The following is a 17239-nucleotide window of genomic DNA, read 5'->3' as shown; positions in this document are numbered from 1 at the left end:
ACCACTGGCAGTGACACCCTGCGGTTACGCTCACGGACATGACCGAACTGGGCGAGTTCCTCAAGTCGCGCCGCGCGCGCTTGCAACCCGGTGATGTGGGCCTGCGCTCGTACGGGGCGCGCCGCCGAGTCCCCGGCCTACGCCGCGAGGAGCTAGCCCAGCTGGCCGGAGTGAGCGTCGCGTACTACATCCGCCTGGAGCAGGGCTTCGCCGACAACGTCTCGACCGAAATCGTCAACGCCATAGCCCAGGCCCTGCAGCTGACCCCGGACGAGCAAGCCCACTTGCACCGCCTCGCGCATCCGCCCCGTACAGAGCCCCGCCAGACCCCGCCGCGCCTGCGCGCACCCCTCCAGCACCTGCTGGACTCCATCACCCACGCCCCCGCCTACGTGGTGGGCCACTACACCAACGTGGTGGCTTGGAATCGCCTGACGGCGGCCGTTTTCGTGGACCTCGCCAACGTCCCGCCTGACGAGCGCACCTGGACGCACCAGATCCACCTCAACGAGGACTACCGCGCCCGCCTGGACGACAACTGGCTACCGGTCGCCCAGCGCAACGTCGCCCACCTGCGCTACCGCTCAGGAGAGAATCCGGGCGACGCGCACCTGAAGGCCCTCATCGACACGATGCTGGACCGCAGCGAGGACTTCCGGCGCCTCTGGTCGGCCCACCAGGTCACCGACCTCACCCACGGCGAAGCCCGCATCCACCACCCTCAGGCGGGTCTGCTCGTGCTCCCGTACGAAACGCTGCACCTGCCAGGCGACCCGGACCTGAGCCGCCTCATGCTCTATGCGGCCGAGCCAGGCTCCCCGTACGAAAAGGCCCTGAACGACCTCGCCGAAACCGCCACCCAGACCCCGAGCAACGACCTGCCCTGAAATAGCCGGCCGCGCCTTTCCGATGTCACGATTCCCTCTCGTGCTTCCGGAACGTGAACCAGATGCCGATGTGGAGGACGACTCCCAGGCCCCCTCCTGTCAGGGCGAACACCACCAGCGGGCCGACCCGTGTGGTCTCGACATAGGCCGTTTCACCGACCACGCGTACCCGGACGGTGCCGCCCTCGTGGTCACTCACTCCGAGGCCGGTGACCTCTCCAGAGCGCTGTCGACCATCGATTTCCCAGGAGCCGGTGCAGACCCGTCCAGAGCTTCCTGGAGCCGCGCCGTTCTCATCGACGAGGCGGCATTCCCCGACCGTCGCCGTCGTGGGGATACCCGACGACTGGGCTCGCGCGTAGGGAATCGTGAAGATCAGCCCGAGGATCAGCGATCCGCCCCAGAGGCAGACATAGGTGATCGCCTTGGTCCGTGCCCGGGGGGAGCTCATGACGGCGGACTTTATCCCGATCAGATGCTTCGAGCGGCCCGCAACGCTGTGGCGCCCTGCTGCGTGCGGGTGCCTCTGGCGGTCGGTGGGGTGGTGTGAGCAGGGATAATTCCAGGATGGGGACGGACGCCCGAGGGGCCGAGGGATCGCAGCCGGTTGCCGAGTGGGTGGAGGACGGCGAGGCACGGTCGGCGCTGTGGCGGTCGGAGAGCGGTGCGGCTCCGCCTCTGCGGGTGGTGGTGGCCGATGACCGGACGAAGGCCGACGAGGCGTACCGGCTCGCCTGCGAGGGGACCGCGCTGCTGTGGCGTGGGGATTTCCAGAACGCGAAGCAGCTGCTTCAGGCCATGACGCGGCGCGTGGATACGCCCAAGCGCAAGAAGCGGAAGGCCACGGAGCCGTCGCAGGTACAGGCGTTCCATCTGCATCGGCAGGCGCAGGGGCAGCGGGCTCGAATCCTGGGGATGCTGCTGATTCCTGTAGGGGCCGGGCATGTGATTCCGTTGCGACGCGCGCCGGATGTCGCGGAGGCTTGTGTCGAGGCGTACGGGACGGTGGACGAGCCCTACGTGATTTCCCTGCGCGAACTGCTGGGTGTGGTGGGGGCTCACGAGTGGCGCCGGAAGGGTGTGGAGATTCCGGCCCTGGGTGGGGAACGGATCCATCCGCACTACGGCGTCTTCTCTCCTGTACGGGGCGAGTACGTCGGCCTGGTGGCCGAAGCGCCCGTTCCAGAGGGAACGAGGCTCGCGTACGACATCGGCACAGGGACGGGTGTGCTCGCGGCCGTTCTGGCACGGCGTGGCATTGAACGGGTAGTGGCCACTGACCAGGACCCGCGCGCGCTTGCGTGTGCCCGCGAGAACGTCACTCGGCTAGAGGTGAACGTCGAAGTCGTAGAGGCCGACATGTGGCCGCCCGGGCGGGCGGGCCTGGTCGTGTGCAATCCGCCCTGGGTGCCTGGACGGCCTAGCTCGCCGCTCGAACATGCCGTGTACGACCCGGACAGCAGCATGCTCAAGGCGTTCCTCAGCGGGCTGGCCGAGCATCTCGAGCCGGGCGGGGAAGGCTGGCTGATCCTGTCGGATCTGGCCGAGCACCTGGGCCTGCGGTCGCGGGAAGAGCTGCTCGACGCCGTTGCGGCAGGTGGCCTGGAGGTCGTGGGGCGGCTGGACGCCAGGCCGCAGCATCCGCGGGTCTTCGATACCGAGGACCGGCTGCATGCGGCGCGGGCGGCCGAGGTGACCTCGCTCTGGCGGCTGACCGCGGCGAGGTGACCCGTAGGGGGCCGGCGGCCGGCATCGTCGTGCGCAGGTACGGGCGCTGACCGAACGGATCAAGGCCGAGCAGGGGCGCCTCGACCTGCTGGTGAACGACGTGTGGGGCGGCGACGCGCTCGCCGAGTGGGACAGGAAGCTGTGGGAGCACGACCTGGACAAGGGCCTGAAGCTCCTGCACCGGGCGGTCGACACCCACATCGTGACCAGCCATTTCGCGCTGCCGCTGATGATCGGGCAGGGGCGCGGGCTGGTCCTCGAGATCACCGATGGGACCGAGCGGTTCGTGGAGGAGCTGCTGGGCGGCTATCGCGGCACGTTCTTCTACGACCTGGCCAAGCAGTCGGTCATCCGGCTCGCCCGCAACCAGGCGGCCGAGCTGAGGCCGTACGGCGTGGCCGCGCTGGCGCTCACGCCGGGTTTCCTGCGGTCGGAGGCCATGCTGGAGATCTTCGGTATCACCGAGGAGAACTGGAAGGACGGGGCCGCCAAGGACCAGCACTTCGCCGCGTCCGAGACGCCCGCGTACATCGGGCGCGCGGTGGTGGCGCTCGCCGCCGACCCGGAGATCATGAGCAAGAGCGGCGGCTCGTACGACACGGGGGAGCTGTCCAAGGAGTACGGCTTCACCGACCTCAACGGAACGCAGCCCGATTTCGCCGCGTACTACCGCGAGTTCCTGGCCAAGAGCTGATCCGCGAGCCCATCCGGGGGCGTCGCGCGGCCCGCGTCGAAGGCGGCCGTGTACGCGGCGTCCCCCAGGGCTTCGCGCGCGGACGCGGCGGCGCGGTCGGTGTCGCCGCGTTCGCCGGGCGGGAGCGGGGCGCCGGCGGATGTCCTGGCCGCGTGGGCCGCCCCCAGCAACCGGGCCGCCTGGCCATGCTCGCCCGCAAGCGCGAACGCGCCGGCCAGGCCCTCGAAGGCGAGGGACAGAGCCCGGAGGTCTCCCGTCGTACGGGCCGCCTCCAGGCCCTCGGTGTGCAGGGCCAGCGCCTGGCCGGCATCGCCGCGCTGCTCGGCAACGAATCCCAGCTCGACCATGATGAGCGCGATCCCCGCGTCGCCCTCCCAGCGGCGGCACCAGTCGAGCCAGTCGCGCAGGTGCTTCTCCGCGTCGTCGAGGCGCCCCTGCCGCCGGGCGAGCATCCCCAGCCCGACCTCGGCGAACTCCGCGCCGCGCGGGTACGAGCGTTCCACGGCCAGCGTCCGGGCCCGCTGGTGCAGGTCCTCCGCCAGGACGTGGTCGCCGGTCAGCAGCGCGACGCGGCCGAGCCTGGCGAGCATGCCGGACGCCTCGTTCCACAGCTTGAGGTCCTCGGCGACGCGCAGCCCGTCGCGGCGCAGCCGTTCCGCCTGGCCGTAGTCGCCGGTGATCTCGGCCAGTTCGGCGAGGACGCGGGCGACCTGGAGCTCGCCCCAGCGGTCGCCGAGCTCGCGGAACAGCGCCAGGCTCTCCTCGCCGTCGTGCCGCGTACGGTCCAGGTCGGCGCGGTACAGCGCCGTCTCCGCGCGGATGCTCAGCGCGGCCGCCACACCCCAGCGGTCACCCAGTGCCCGGTGCTCCTGCAGGGCCCGTTCCACGAGGGCGAACCCGACGGACGCGTCACCGAACCCGAGCGTGCAGTAGCCGAGGAACCAGCACGCCCAGGCGCGCCCGGCCGGATCGCCGCCATCGTCGTACCGCTGGACGGCCGCGCGGGCTTCCTGGAGCGGATCGAGATCGGTCCCGTCGAGCACCAGCAAAGACATGCCCGCACGCCAGGCGAGGGCCGCGAGCCGCGCCGGGCCGGTGGCCCCCGCATCAGCCGCCGACAGGGCCAGCGTGAACGAGCGATGCGCCTCGGCGAACCGGCCGCGCAGGAACCAGTACCAGCCCAGCGCGTTGACCAGCCGCAACGCCTCGTCCGCGGCTCCGTCTTGAACGGCGGTCTCCAGGACGGCGCGCAGGTTCGCCGTCTCGGCGTCCAGGCGTTCAAGCCATTGCCGCTGGTCATGGCCTCGCAGGAGGGGCGCGGCGCGTTCGGCGAGGGCGAGGTGGTGGTCGCGGTGAAGGCGGCGGACGCGGCCGGACTCGCCCGCCTCGTCCAGGCGTTCCCTCGCGTACGCCGCGACCGATTCCAGCAGCCGGTAGCGGGCCTCGCCGCGCCCCTCGGCCAGGACGACGAGGGACCGTCCGACCAGGCGTCCCAGCACGTCGAGCACCTCGCCGACCGGGACGTCGCCACCCGAGCAGACCTCCTCGGCGGCGCGCAGCGTGCAGCCGTCGGGGTGCGCGGCCAGCCGGCGCAGGACGGCGCGCTCGGCGTCCGGCAGCAGGTCCCAGCTCCAGTCGATCATCGCGCGCAGGGTGCGCTGCCGGGCCGGTACGCCGCGCGGTGCCGCCGTCAGCACCCGGAACCGGTCGTCCAGCCGCCCCGCCAGCTCCCGTACGCCCATGCCGCGCACCCGGGTGGCGGCCAGCTCCAGCGCCAGCGGGATCCCGTCCAGGCGGCGGCAGATCGCCGCGACCGCGGCCGCGTTCCCCGCGTCGAGCGCGAAGCCCGGCGCCGCCGCGGTCGCGCGGGCCACGAAGAGCCGGACCGCGCTCGACCGCTTCTCCAACTCGGCCGGTTCGAGCCTGCCGGTCGCGTCGGGAAGATCCAGTGGCGGTACGGCCCGCAGCCGCTCGCCCACGATCGCCAGCGGTTCCTGGCTCGTCGCCAGGACGCGCAACTCCGGTGCCTCCCGCAGTAGCGTCGCCGCCAGTTCCGCGACCGGCTCGACGACATGCTCGCAATTGTCCAGAACAAGCAGCATTTGCTTGCCCTGTACCGCTTCGACGAGCCGTTCGAGCAGCGAGCGCGAGCGTTCCTCCGGCATCGGCCGCGCGGTCGCGTCGTCCCGTACGCCGAGCACCGCCGCCACCGCCTCGATCACGCCCGCGACCGCCCCGCCAGGTGCGAGCGCGGCCAGCTCCACGGCCAGGACCCCGCCGGGGAACGCGTCCGCCGAACGCCGCGCGGCCTCGAACGCCAGCCGCGTCTTGCCCACGCCGCCAGGCCCGGTCAAGGTCACCAGGCGCCCTGCGGCGGACGAGAGCAGGCCGTACACGTCGCGGACGAGCTCTTCCCGGCCGATCAGCTCGGTGATCGGAGCGGGAAGGTTGATCCGGGGTACGGGCCGCGCGGGGCTGCGTTCCAGGGCCGGGTCCTGGCGCAGGATCGACTCGTACAGGGAGGACAGCTCCGGGCTCGGGTCCACGCCCAACTCGTCCCGCAGGCGCTCCCGCAGCTCCCCGTAACTGGCCAGGGCCTCGCTCTGCCGTCCCGACCGGTAGAGCGCCTGGACGTACGCGGCGCGGAGCCGTTCACGCAACGGGTGCGCGGCCACGAGACCGCCCAGCTCGCCCACGAGGACGTCATGCTCGTCCAGTGCGAGCCGTACCTCGGCCAGGTCCTCGACCGCGACGAGCCGCCGTTCCTCCAGCCGCTGGATCTCCGCTCGCGCGAACGCCTCGTCCGCGAAATCAGCGAACGCGGGGCCGCGCCACAGGCCCAGCGCCTCCGACAGCAATCGCGCGCGTTGCCGAGGGTCGCCCCCTTCATGCTGGCGCGCGCGCCACAGAAGCGCCTCGAAACGGTCGGCGTCGACATCCGCGGGTCGCGTCTTGAGCAGGTAGCCGGGGGAGCGGAAGACCAGCAGCTCGTTGGCCGGCCGATCGCCCTCGGCCCCGTCCAGTGCACGGCGCAGTTGCGAGACCTTGGCGCGCAGCGTCTTGGCGGGGCTGCCGGGCGGCTCCGTACCCCACAGGTCCTCGATCAGCCTGTCGGCCGGCACCGGGCGGCCGCGATGGACGAGCAGGTCGGCCAGCAGTGCCCGGACCTTGGTCTCGGGTACGCGGACGGTACGCCCGTCAGGCGCCCACACCTCCACCGGACCCAACACCCCGAAACGCACTTCGCCACGGTAGCCCCACCACAACCCGACCGGAGCCCTTCCACAACCCGCCTCCCGCAAGGTGGAGCCCGTAGCCACCGATTGAGGAGATCTGATGACGGAAAGCACCCCTGTGACGATCCTTGGGCTTGGCGCCATGGGCGCCGGGCTCGCCGCAGCGCTACTCGAGGCCGGGCACCCCGTGACCGTCTGGAACCGTACGCCGGAGAAGGCCGACGACCTCGTGGCACGCGGCGCGGTCCGCGCGGCCACCGTCGCCGACGCGGTCGTCGCAAGCCCGCTGGTGATCGCCTGCCTGCTGGACTACTCGGTGATGAACACCCTGCTCGACCCGGTCTCGGACACCCTTTCCGGCCGTGACCTGGTCAACCTCACCAACGGCACGCCGGAACACGCCCGTACCGCCGCGGCTTGGGCCGAGGGCCACGGGATCCGGTACGTGGACGGCGGGATCATGGCGACTCCCCCGCTGATCGGCGGGCCCGACGCGTTCATCCTCTACAGCGGCTCGCAGGCGGCGTTCGACCCGCACCAGGCCACGCTCGAACACCTCGGAGCGACCCGCTACCTGGGCGACGATCCCGGCCTGGCCCCGCTGTACGACCTGGCACTGCTCACCGCGATGTACGGGATGGCCGCCGGCGTCCGGCACGCCCAGGCCATGATCAGCGAGGACAGGGCCGCCGAGTTCTCCTCGGCCTACCTCACACCCTGGCTGCAGGCCATGGCCGGGCCGATCGCGGCGGGGGCGGCGGCGGACGAGGAGGGCTCCCCGCTCGGCATGCAGGCCGTGGGCCTGGCCAACATCGCCGAAGGAGCGCGCGGCCAAGGCGTTCCGATGGCGCTCTTCGCACACCTGCTCACCCCGATGCGGGACATCGTCGCCGCCGGGCACGACGACCTGCTGCCTCCCCTCATCAAGGAGATCGCCAACGCCTGACCGGCACGTGGGGCCGCATGTCCGGAGGTACGGCGCCGTACCTCCGGCCCAGGCCCGCACGAGGGCCGGGCCCATCGTGGGTGCCCCCAACAAGTCGCTAGAATCGCCCCATGACGACGGCCGACGACGCGCAGCCCGCCCGCCTCAGGCACGCACCGAGCTGGCTGTTCGGCCAGATCTCGGTGTACGGCCACCGGCTGCTGAACGAACGCCTCGCAGCCGCTGGCGGGCGCGGCTACCACTACCGGCTACTGGCCGCGCTTGAGGAATTCGGCCCCGCCAGCCAGGCCGCCATCGGCCGCCGTACCGGAATCGACCGCAGCGACGTCGTCGCCGCACTGAACGAACTGGGCGACAGGAAACTCATCGAGCGCACGCCCGATCCCGGAGACCGCCGCCGGAACATCATCACGATCACCCCGGACGGCCGCGAGCATCTCGAACGCCTCGACGCCGTCCTGTCCCAGGTCCAGGACGAGCTGCTCGCCCCCCTCGCGGCCGCCGAGCGCGAGCAGCTCACCGGCCTCATGACCCGAGTCGCCGACCACCACCGGCGAACGGGAAACGGCGAGCGGGCAGGGGCAGCTTCATCGGCTGATCATATTTCCGGACATATCGACCGGTTAACCGGGCCGCTCGGCGGCGCGTTCAGGTTCTCGGGACGAACCGGACGAACGGGATGAGCTCCCCGACGGCCCGGTAGTCGGCCTCCGAACCGTCCACCGAATAACCCATCAGGCGAGGCAGGAGGTACTTCGCCGCCATGCGATGCCGGGACGCGTACCGTACGAGAACGTCCGCTCCCTCGTCCTTGGAAAGCGGCACTGCCGTCACCGGCAGCGTGCGGCGCCCCACCTGGATGATGACGTCCGGCGTGTGGAGGACGTTGCGATACCACGCGGCACCCGGCCCCCACCCGGACGCGACCACATAGCTCCCGTCGTCCGCGTCGTACGAGACGACCTCCAGGACGACATGGCGCCGCTTCCCGCTGACCCGGCCTATGTGGTGCAAGGCCATGATGCGGCGGCCGAACAGCCATCCGAAGCCCCACCGGTAGAGGACGAGTGGCAGCCGGAACAGCGTCCGCTTCAGTCCCGTCGGCGGTCCCACATTCTTGACGACCTCCATGAGCACCTCCGTTCCTCACCCTAGGCGCCGGACTCTGGTCATTGCTGGGACGCGGGAGCGGTGCCGCGCTTGCGGGGAGCCGCGGAACGGGGCGGCTGGGCCCGCATGTGGTCGCGGACGCGGGTCATGATGTCGCCGAGATGGTGCAGGTCGGCCTCGACCAGGGGATCGAACAGCAGGCGGGTGACCTGGATGTGGCCGGGCAGCACCCGCTCGAACAGTGCCCTGCCGTCCTCGGTGATGGCGACCAGGGTGGCGCGCTCGTCGTCGGGGCTGGGGCCGCGGGTGACGAGTCCGGCCTTCTCCAGCAGGCCTGCCTGGTAGGTCAGGCCGCTCCGGCTGTAGACGACGCCGTCGGCCAGCTGCGTCATGGTCAGCGGGCCATCGCCGGCGAGGCGGGCCAGGAGCTGGAACTGCACGTAGCTGAGATCGCCCTCGGCACGCAGTTGCTGTTCCGCCCGGTGCTGGAGCAGGCTGACGGCCTCCATGAGCGCGAAGTAGGCCCCCAGCTGCTGGGGATCGAGCGCTTGGACGTCGTCGGCACCGGTGCCGCCAGTGTCGGGGTCGGTCATGCCCCCACCGTACATGTTGCGAATTCGAAGCATGACGAGCGTCACACTTCCCGGGGGTTGCTTCGAACTCGAAGCAGGTTACAGTGAACACCATGCTTCGAATTCGAAGCACCTACGGAGGAGAAATCATGAAGGCAGCGCGCTACCACTCCCACGGCGACAGCAGCGTCCTGGTCTACGAGGACGCCGACCGCCCGGTCGCGGGAGCAGGACAGGTCGTCGTGCACGTGGCCGGCACCGCGTTCAACCCGGTGGACGCCACGATCCGCTCAGGCGTGCTCCAGCAGGTGTTCCCGGTGGCCTTCCCGCACATCCCGAACTTCGACGTGGCCGGCGTCATCAGCGAGGTCGGTGAGGGAGTGCACGGCTGGAACGTCGGGGACGCGGTGGTGGCGTTCCTGTCGATGACCGCGCCCGGCGCGGCCGCCGAATACGTCGCCGCACCCGCCGAGGCACTGGCCACGGCCCCTGGCACCATCGAACTGGCCGATGCCGCGGCACTGCCCTCGGCAGCACTGACCGCCTGGCAGTCACTGTTCGAGCACGCCGACCTGAAGGAGGGCCACAGCGTCCTGATCAACGGCGCCGGCGGCGGGGTCGGCGGATACGCCGTCCAGCTGGCCAAGCAGGCCGGTGCCACCGTCACCGCGACCGCCGGCCCGCGCAGCACCGACCGCATCCGCTCCTACAAGGCCGACCGGATCGTCGACCACACCACCACCCCCCTCGTCCAGGCGGTGGCCGGCCAGCGGTTCGATGTCGTGCTGAACCTGGCACCCACCAGCCCGGAGGAGACCGCGCGGCTGGTGGACCTGGTCACCGACGGCGGCGTCTTCGTCAGCACCACCACCCCCGGCCCCGACGACGCCGGACGAGGCGTGCGGACGGAACGGGTCTTCGTGCGCAGCGACGCCACCCGGCTCGCCGAACTCGTCGCCCGCGTCGACGCCGGCGAGCTGCGGATCGACGTCGCCGAGCGACGGCCGATCAGCGACCTGGCCGCCGTCCACGACGAAGCCGCCACCGGCCGGCTGGCCGGCAAGACCGTCCTGACCCCCTGACCCCCTGACCCCGGACTCCCGGCCATGGCTTCAGGACCGGCGACACCGCGCGTCCACCCGAGCTCGTCCTCGGGTGGCGCGCGCCGCCCTTGATGAACCTGGCCCCCATACTGTCGGCGACAAAGCCGCACAATCTCGAGTGGAGACCGACGATGCCGCTGACCAGTCCTGAGGCACAGAAGATCCTGGGGCCGGCCTTCCTCACCAGCCTCCGCGCCGCGGACCTGGACGCTTCACAGCGTGCGGTGATCGACGAAGGCTGGATCCGCGATGACGGCGCGATCCTGCTGGCCGCCTACCGCGACTCCTACTTCGGCAACCGCTCTGCCTTCACCGACATCGGCGACTACGAGTGGGCCGCCAACGGGCGAGGAGTCCCGGACCTCGGCCTCGAGACGCAAGGCCCGGAACGGGTGCACACGCTGATGCGCAGGGGCTGCGCATTCGCCTGGGCCGCACTCCATGCGGTACGAGCGTCGATGCCGGAGTCGCAGGTGATGGCACGCATCAGCGCGGCGCCGGTCCTGATGGACCCGGACACCTTCACCGGCTACGTCGGCTTCGTCACGTGCCGATCCGACGACGCCACGGGGCCGAGCAGTACCGACGGCCAATCCGGCATCCAGATCGTTCTCTGGAGCCACGAGTGCGCGAAGCCACTCCCAGACTGAGGGGCCCTTCCGAGTGCGTATCCGCGCCCCGGCCCCGCGTGTAGGTTCTCAGCCTCGACGCATAGAACTGGTCGCTGACCTGGGCTGGCTGCCGGCTTCTCAGCGGTCTGTCACGCGATGGCTTCGTCCGGCCGCACGAACGTCGGCCCGTCCCGTGTGCAGGTAACGCGCACGCCCCTCGCCGTCATCTCCCAGGAACGCGACGGGCCCGTGCCCGGGCTCCGCGGGCAGCAGGGAGTCCCCCCGCCAGCCGAGCAGCTCCGTCCGGTACGGCTCGTCGCCGACCTCCACCGCGAGACCGAGGGGGACGTGCTCGAGCCACAGCCGTCCCCGTCCGTCCCCGCTCACCGTGGTCTCGCTCGTGCTCGACAGGTAGACGCCCGCGCAACGCCTGCCGTCCGGGCGCGCCGCAAAATCCGGGACCGGCTCGGTGGGCGACTCCCCCGGCGCCGACGGCGACCGCCACCCCCGGCACCCCGTGCTCCTCCGCCAGCCCGGGCAACCGCTCCCGCAGCCACCCTCCGACCTCATCGATCTCCATCCCCACCCGCCTCACCGGAGACAGCGCCGCATGCCGACGAGCAAGGGCTTCCAGGGATGGACACGCGCCGCTACACGCATCGGCGATTACTGCGCCATGTCCACGAAACGGCTGTAGTGGCCCTGGAAGGCGACGGTGACCGTGGCGGTCGGCCCGTTACGGTGCTTCGCCACGATCAGGTCCGCCTCGCCCGCCCGAGGCGACTCCTTCTCGTACGCGTCCTCACGATGAAGCAAGACCACCATGTCCGCATCCTGCTCGATCGATCCCGACTCGCGCAGGTCGGACACCATGGGCTTCTTGTCCGTTCGCTGCTCGGGACCACGGTTGAGCTGGGACAGCGCGATGACCGGCACGCCGAGCTCCTTGGCCAGCAGCTTCAGCGAACGGGAGAACTCCGAGACCTCGACCTGGCGGCTCTCCACCCGCTTGCCGGACGACATCAGCTGCAGGTAGTCGATGATCACCAGGCGCAGGTCGTGCTGCTGCTTCAGCCGGCGGCACTTCGCCCGGATCTCCATCATCGACATGTTGGGCGAATCGTCGATGAACAGCGGCGCCTCCGCCACCTCGCTCATCCGCCGGGCCAGCCGCGTCCAGTCCTCGTCCTGCATCGTGCCCGACCGCATCGCGTGCAGCGCCACCCGCGCCTCGGCCGACAGCAGCCGCATCGTGATCTCGTTGCGGCCCATCTCCAGGCTGAAGAACGCCGAGGTCAGGCCATGCTTGATCGATGCGGCGCGGGCGAAGTCCAGCGCGAGCGTCGAGTTGTGCGTGGGAATGCACGACCGGCCGACCAGGTACATGTGGTCGGCGTTGTCGACCTGGACGCACCGTACGGGCACGCTCGGCACCGGCCGGACGTCCACGATGTAACGGACGCGCGCCTTCGGGTCAACCCGCTTGCGCTGCCGTTCCAGCTTGCGCCGGAGCCGGAAGACCGGCTCAGCCGGAGTGAAATTGATTCGGTAGTACGTCGAGGTATCCGGCGAACGTCCCTTGACCGGCTTGGTGGTCATCGTCGCGCGGTAACCCAGGCTGAGGATCAGCTCGTGCGCACCCTCGGCCAGCCGCTTGTTGACGAACGCGAGCTGGACCTGCCCGATCTCGGACACGTACCCATCGGTGTCGAGCATTCCGGCCAGCAGCGCGCGCCGCTGCGCCTCGGACGCTCGCAGGTAGCGCGGGGGAACGTGCTTGTTCCGATAGAGGTCCATCGCCTTGAGCGTCGTGATGAGCCGAGGGAGACCGAACTGCCCTCGAGTCGCGCGCCGCACGACCGGCTGCCCGGCCGCTTCGATGTGTTCCAGGATCTCCTCGTCGAAGCACGTGATGTCCCCGTTCCAGCTGCACCCATCACCGAGCCACGCCCCCAGCACGTAGGGATCGATGGGCAGATTCGCAGGGGGAAGCTGGAACGGCGCGGCCACGTCGACCGCATGATTGGGACGGTCGTCACCGTCGCAGCGCACGGTCGCCGCGATCTCTTCCGTCGTCTTGATGGGCCGGTGCTGCGCCGTGGTCGCCTTGTTCTTCGGGCGGACGGCACGTTGCAGCAGCCCCCGGTAAAGGCTCGTGTGCTCATAGCGGGGCTGGCGCTTGGAGATGCTCGTGTCGGCCTCACCGCGGTGGCCCAACTCCCGGGTGACCGCATAGAGCGCGTTCCTGAACTCCGCGCCGACCGCCGCCACCGCCTGGGGATGGGTGATGAGTCGACGCGGCTGCTCGTTGGCGTCCGCCGTCGCCCATCGGACGCGGTTGATCGCCTCGTCGGGCCAGTAATAGGCGGGCTCACCGCGCTGGCGGCGGCTCGCGCGCGTCGTCGTGCGCCACTGGTGCTGGGCGTCGGCCACGATCACTTCGCCGTCGGAGAACTCGACCTCGTAGCAGGGGCGGCCGTGCATGACCTCGGTGGCGGCGACGACGCGGGTCGGCTTCCCGTCGGCCCCGATCAGGTGGTCCCCCACCTTGACCTCGCCCATCGTCGTCCAGCCCGTGGGGGTCGGGAGGATTGTACCGATATCTGTGGCTTTCCCCATCGCAGGGCGCGCAGCGATAACGATCATCTGGCCGGGGTGCAGGCCGTTGGTGAGGGCGTCGAAATCGGCGAATCCGGTGGGGACGCCGACCATCTGGCCGCCGCGGCTGCCGATCGCCTCGATCTCGTCCAGCGCGGCGGGCATGATCTCGCTCAGCGGTACGTAGTCCTCGCCGGTGCGCTTGTCGGCGATGGCGAAGACCTCGGCCTGGGCGCGGTCGAGGACCTCGTCGGCGTCGGCGCCGTCGGCGGCGTAGCCCATCTGGACGATCCGGGTGCCGGTCTCGACCAGCTTGCGCAGGACGGCGCGTTCACGAACGATCTTGGCGTAGTAGCCGGCGTTGGCCGCGGTGGGCACCGAGGAGATCAGGGTGTGCAGGTACGGCGCGCCACCGATCCGGCCGATCTCGCCGCGCTTGGTCAGCTCGCCGGAGATGGTCACCGCGTCGGCGGGATCGCCGCGCCCGTACAGGTCCAGGACCGTGTCGAAGATGATCTGGTGCGCGGGGCGGTAGAAGTCGTGGGTGCTGACGACCTCGATGACCTCGGCGATGGCGTCCGGGGAGAGCAGCATGCCGCCGAGCACGCCCTGCTCGGCCGCGATGTCGTGCGGTGGAGTGCGCTCGAACTCCTGCTCGTGCGATCCGAGCTCGGTCACACTCATCCTGCGCACCCCCTTGCCATCTTCCGACGAGCAGCCCCGCCTGCTGCGTCGAGGACCGTTCGCCCCACGTTTACCGGACGCCTCCGACATTCTCTGGGGCCGCGTGTCCCGGGGGCAAAGAGCGCTGTGGACGACCCTGTGGACCAGCTGTGCAGACACGCCGTGCGGGTTGTGCACGACCTGGGGACAACCCTGGGGATAACTGTGGATCCTTCCGCGAGCCACCGCGTTGACCTGCACAAACGCCGTCCACCGCCTGTGCGGAAAAGAAAGTCGGGGCGCGGGCCGCCCTGAGCCCGTGTAATGGACAAACTAGTCGTATCCCTTACATCTGCTAACGTGCGGTGGTCATGGTCGGTTCATCCCTGCGACGGCGCGCGAACCCGCAGGACCGCGAGATCCTGCGGCTCGCGATCCCCGCCTTCGGCGCGCTCGTGGCCGAGCCCCTCTTCCTGCTGTCGGACTCGGCGATCGTCGGCCATCTCGGTACCGCCCAGCTGGGCGGGCTCGGTGTGGCCGGTCAGGCCCTGGCGACCCTGGTCTACCTCTGCGTCTTCCTCGCGTACGGCACGACCGCCGGAGTGGCCCGCCAGGTCGGCGCCGGCGATGTGCGGGCGGCGATCCGGCAGGGCATCGACGGCATGTGGCTGGCGCTGGCGATCGGCGTCGTGCTCATCATCGCCTGCTGGCCGCTGGTCCCGTGGATCGTGGACGTGTTCGGCTCGTCCCCCGCCGTCGACTCGTACGCGCAGACCTACCTCAAGGTGAGCCTGTTCGGCATTCCCGGGATGCTGCTCATTCTCGCAGGTACGGGCGTGCTGCGCGGCCTGCAGGACACCCGTACGCCGCTGCTGGTCTCGATCGGCGGCTTCACCGCGAACCTGATCCTGAACGTGGTGTTCGTCCTCTGGTTCGGCTGGGGCATCGCGGGCTCGGCGTGGGGCACCGTGATCGCCCAGACCGCGAGCGCGGCGGTCTACATCGTGGTGGTGCTGCGGGCCGCCCGCCGCCATGGCGCGCCCGTCCGTCCCGACCTGACCGGGGTCCGCGGCGCGGCCCACGCGGGCGCGCACCTGCTGCTGCGTACGGCGGCCATGCGGGTGGTGCTGATCGTGGGGACGTCGATCGCCGCGCGGATGGGCGATCCCGAGATCGCCGCGTACCAGGTCGGCTTCCAGGTCTGGACGCTGCTGGCGTTCGCGCTGGACGCCATCGCGATCGCCGGCCAGGCCATCACGGGCCGCTATCTCGGCGCCGCCGACGTTCGGGGCGCGCGGGCGGCGACGCGGCGGATGATCCAGTGGGGCATCGGCTGCGGGATCGCCTTCGGTGTCGCCATCCTCGCCGTACGCCCCTGGCTGCCGGCCCTGTTCACCTCTGATGACCACGTACGGAACCTGCTGCTCGGGTCGCTGATCCTGGTGGCGCTGCTGCAGCCGATCGCGGGCGTCGTCTTCGTCCTGGACGGCATCCTGATCGGCGCGGGGGACGGCCCGTACCTCGCGTGGACGTCACTGGTCGCGACGCTGGTCTTCCTGCCCGCGGCGCTGTTCGCGTACGGGGCGGGAGCGGGGCTGACCGGTCTGTGGCTGGCCATCGGCGCGTGGATGGTCATCCGCCTGATCACGCTCGGCCTGCGGGCCCGGGGCGAGTCCTGGCTGGTGACGGGTGCCGTCCGCTGACCCCGCGCGACGGGCCGCGGTGAAATCGCGAAAGCTCACCCGCCCCAGGCATCACTCTCGCTAGTATTCGAACATGTGTTCCACACACGGCGAGCGGATGGCCCGCCTGACGCAGGCGATCGACGACCTGGCGGCCGAGGGCCTGGCCGGGCTGCCACCGGAGACCCTGGTCGAACGGGTCGCCGGCATCTGGTCGCTCGTCGAGGGCATCGATCCCGAGATCGCCCGCCGCCGTACGCGCTACACGACCCCGGAGACCTGAAGAGGCGCGACCGGCGGAGCCGAGGCCGCGGAGCCGAGTGAGTGCGGTGCGTGGACGCCGTACAGAACGGCCCTCCCGCCAGGAGTCGCGGAATCCATGGAATCTCGTCAGGGACTTCTGGTGGGAGACGCGTCGGGTGTGACCATGGGGTCGGCGCTGGGTGTGGGATCGGCGCTGGGTGTGGAGTCCGCGCTGGGTGTGCTGGTCGTGGACGGGCTTTCCGCCGGGCTCGCGGACGTGGCCGGCGAGGGGCCGGGATCGCTGGACGGCGGGCCGGCCTCGACCGGTTCCTCCTCGGAGTCGGTGTCCAGCCGGAAGGCCACTTGCGTGCGGAGCCCGGTGAGCCTGGCGTAGAGGACGTCGCCGGGACAGTCGGTCGTGAACAGGTCGCGGTGGCCGACGATGGCGCGGAACGGGTCGAGGTCGTACACCGTGCACAACCAGGCGCAGGTGTCGATGAGGGAGTCCCAGAGCCGGGACGGTACGGGCGCCCTGCTGTAGGTGCCCTCGTTCTCGATGCCGATGGTGTGGTGATTGTGGTTCAGGGTCTGGGCGCCGATCACATGGCGACCGGCGCGGATCGCGGCGAGGCTGCGGTTGCGGCCCTCCATGACATGGCCGCCGCGGCTGATGGTGAGCTGCTGTCCCGTGTCGTTCCAGCCCTGGCCCCGCATGTGGAAGCGCTGGATCTGGCGGGAGAGCCGGTACGCCTGGGCGAGCGACCTGTCCTGGGTGTTGGCCGTCGCCGTGTGGTGGATGACGATGCGGTCCGGCGGCTGGGAGATCACTTCGGCGGGCCGCCGGGGCCGCCGGGCCTTCCAGTCGCGCCGGGTGTGAACGCGGAAGGGCGGGCCGTCCTCGGCGAGCGCCTCGCCGGGCAGGAGCAGTTCGAGGAAGCCCAGCCCGAGGATCCCGGCCATGCCGCGGCGGGTGAACCTGCCGTACGGATGCGTGGACACATCGCCCCCTCCACGTGATGATCCATTAACGGACGGTAGCGATCATGTAGTGGGCGGACCAAAGATGCGGAGGTTCAGGGCGTTTCACATGAAACGTCCAAACCAGGCCACCACGCCCCCGACGTCGACTCGTGGCGTGGTCGCCTCTGGCGTCGCCCGGGGTGGCG

At 70.6% G+C, this 17239-nt stretch carries 16 protein-coding genes; 9 read left to right on the top strand and 7 right to left on the bottom strand.

Going from position 1 to position 17239, the window contains the following annotated elements; all coding sequences use genetic code 11:
- Positions 1–38: 38 nt before the first annotated feature.
- Entirely contained in the window at positions 39–887 is an 849-nt protein-coding gene (locus ACH34Q_RS27980; protein ID WP_395986056.1) for a helix-turn-helix domain-containing protein, read from the top strand.
- Between the two features lie 25 nt (positions 888–912).
- Here ACH34Q_RS27980 and ACH34Q_RS27975 read toward each other — a convergent pair whose 3' ends face one another.
- Positions 913–1338 carry a hypothetical protein gene (locus ACH34Q_RS27975; RefSeq protein WP_395986055.1) on the bottom strand — a complete coding sequence of 142 codons (426 nt, stop codon included), beginning with the start codon at positions 1336–1338 and terminating at the stop codon, positions 913–915.
- Between the two features lie 233 nt (positions 1339–1571).
- Here ACH34Q_RS27975 and ACH34Q_RS27970 point away from each other — a divergent pair, with 233 nt between their 5' ends.
- Positions 1572–2615, top strand: coding sequence for a methyltransferase (locus ACH34Q_RS27970; protein ID WP_395986054.1), 1044 nt, complete (start codon positions 1572–1574; stop codon positions 2613–2615).
- 46 nt (positions 2616–2661) lie between these two features.
- A complete protein-coding gene (locus ACH34Q_RS27965; protein ID WP_395986197.1) occupies positions 2662–3309 on the top strand; it encodes an SDR family oxidoreductase in 648 nt (215 codons plus the stop codon).
- Here the strand turns inward: ACH34Q_RS27965 and ACH34Q_RS27960 are convergent.
- Positions 3282–6551, bottom strand: coding sequence for a BTAD domain-containing putative transcriptional regulator (locus ACH34Q_RS27960; RefSeq protein ID WP_395986053.1), 3270 nt, complete (start codon positions 6549–6551; stop codon positions 3282–3284). The two genes, ACH34Q_RS27965 and ACH34Q_RS27960, sit on opposite strands and share 28 nt — an antisense overlap.
- 94 nt (positions 6552–6645) lie before the next feature.
- Between ACH34Q_RS27960 and ACH34Q_RS27955 the strand changes: the two genes are divergently transcribed.
- Complete coding sequence (locus tag ACH34Q_RS27955) at positions 6646–7491, top strand: NAD(P)-binding domain-containing protein (RefSeq protein WP_395986052.1); 846 nt, start codon at positions 6646–6648, stop codon at positions 7489–7491.
- A gap of 110 nt (positions 7492–7601) precedes the next feature.
- Positions 7602–8174 (top strand): MarR family winged helix-turn-helix transcriptional regulator, encoded by a 573-nt coding sequence (locus ACH34Q_RS27950; RefSeq protein ID WP_395986051.1) that lies wholly within the window; start codon positions 7602–7604, stop codon positions 8172–8174.
- Here the strand turns inward: ACH34Q_RS27950 and ACH34Q_RS27945 are convergent.
- Together ACH34Q_RS27945 and ACH34Q_RS27940 are read right to left on the bottom strand one after the other, a co-directional pair.
- The gene (locus ACH34Q_RS27945) at positions 8140–8622 is read right to left on the bottom strand and encodes a nitroreductase family deazaflavin-dependent oxidoreductase (protein ID WP_395986050.1); all 483 of its coding nucleotides are present in this window, start codon (positions 8620–8622) and stop codon (positions 8140–8142) included. The genes ACH34Q_RS27950 and ACH34Q_RS27945 overlap by 35 nt on opposite strands.
- A gap of 38 nt (positions 8623–8660) precedes the next feature.
- Positions 8661–9194, bottom strand: coding sequence for a MarR family winged helix-turn-helix transcriptional regulator (locus ACH34Q_RS27940; RefSeq protein WP_395986049.1), 534 nt, complete (start codon positions 9192–9194; stop codon positions 8661–8663).
- A 128-nt stretch (positions 9195–9322) separates the two neighbouring features.
- Between ACH34Q_RS27940 and ACH34Q_RS27935 the strand changes: the two genes are divergently transcribed.
- Both ACH34Q_RS27935 and ACH34Q_RS27930 read left to right on the top strand, forming a co-directional pair.
- Positions 9323–10255: an NADP-dependent oxidoreductase gene (locus tag ACH34Q_RS27935; RefSeq protein ID WP_395986048.1), complete on the top strand. Its 933-nt coding sequence runs from the start codon at positions 9323–9325 to the stop codon at positions 10253–10255.
- Positions 10256–10347: 92 nt separating this feature from the next.
- Positions 10348–10926 (top strand): hypothetical protein, encoded by a 579-nt coding sequence (locus tag ACH34Q_RS27930; RefSeq protein ID WP_395986047.1) that lies wholly within the window; start codon positions 10348–10350, stop codon positions 10924–10926.
- Between the two features lie 99 nt (positions 10927–11025).
- Here the strand turns inward: ACH34Q_RS27930 and ACH34Q_RS27925 are convergent, their stop codons facing one another.
- Both ACH34Q_RS27925 and dnaB read right to left on the bottom strand, forming a co-directional pair.
- Positions 11026–11274 carry a hypothetical protein gene (locus ACH34Q_RS27925; RefSeq protein ID WP_395986046.1) on the bottom strand — a complete coding sequence of 83 codons (249 nt, stop codon included), beginning with the start codon at positions 11272–11274 and terminating at the stop codon, positions 11026–11028.
- Positions 11275–11553: 279 nt separating this feature from the next.
- Positions 11554–14169 (bottom strand): replicative DNA helicase, encoded by a 2616-nt coding sequence (gene dnaB / locus ACH34Q_RS27920; protein WP_395986045.1) that lies wholly within the window; start codon positions 14167–14169, stop codon positions 11554–11556.
- Positions 14170–14519: 350 nt separating this feature from the next.
- Between dnaB and ACH34Q_RS27915 the strand changes: the two genes are divergently transcribed.
- Entirely contained in the window at positions 14520–15851 is a 1332-nt protein-coding gene (locus tag ACH34Q_RS27915) for an MATE family efflux transporter (RefSeq protein WP_395986044.1), read from the top strand.
- A 73-nt stretch (positions 15852–15924) separates the two neighbouring features.
- Complete coding sequence (locus ACH34Q_RS27910; protein WP_052357975.1) at positions 15925–16113, top strand: hypothetical protein; 189 nt, start codon at positions 15925–15927, stop codon at positions 16111–16113.
- A gap of 107 nt (positions 16114–16220) precedes the next feature.
- Here ACH34Q_RS27910 and ACH34Q_RS27905 read toward each other — a convergent pair whose 3' ends face one another.
- A complete protein-coding gene (locus ACH34Q_RS27905; RefSeq protein WP_395986043.1) occupies positions 16221–17072 on the bottom strand; it encodes an N-acetylmuramoyl-L-alanine amidase in 852 nt (283 codons plus the stop codon).
- Between the last annotated feature and the right edge of the window lie 167 nt (positions 17073–17239).

The sequence above is a fragment of the Actinomadura sp. 9N407 genome, from assembly GCF_044326315.1.
Taxonomy (GTDB): Bacteria; Actinomycetota; Actinomycetes; order Streptosporangiales; family Streptosporangiaceae; genus Spirillospora.
This window is presented reverse-complemented; position numbering and strand designations above follow the sequence as displayed.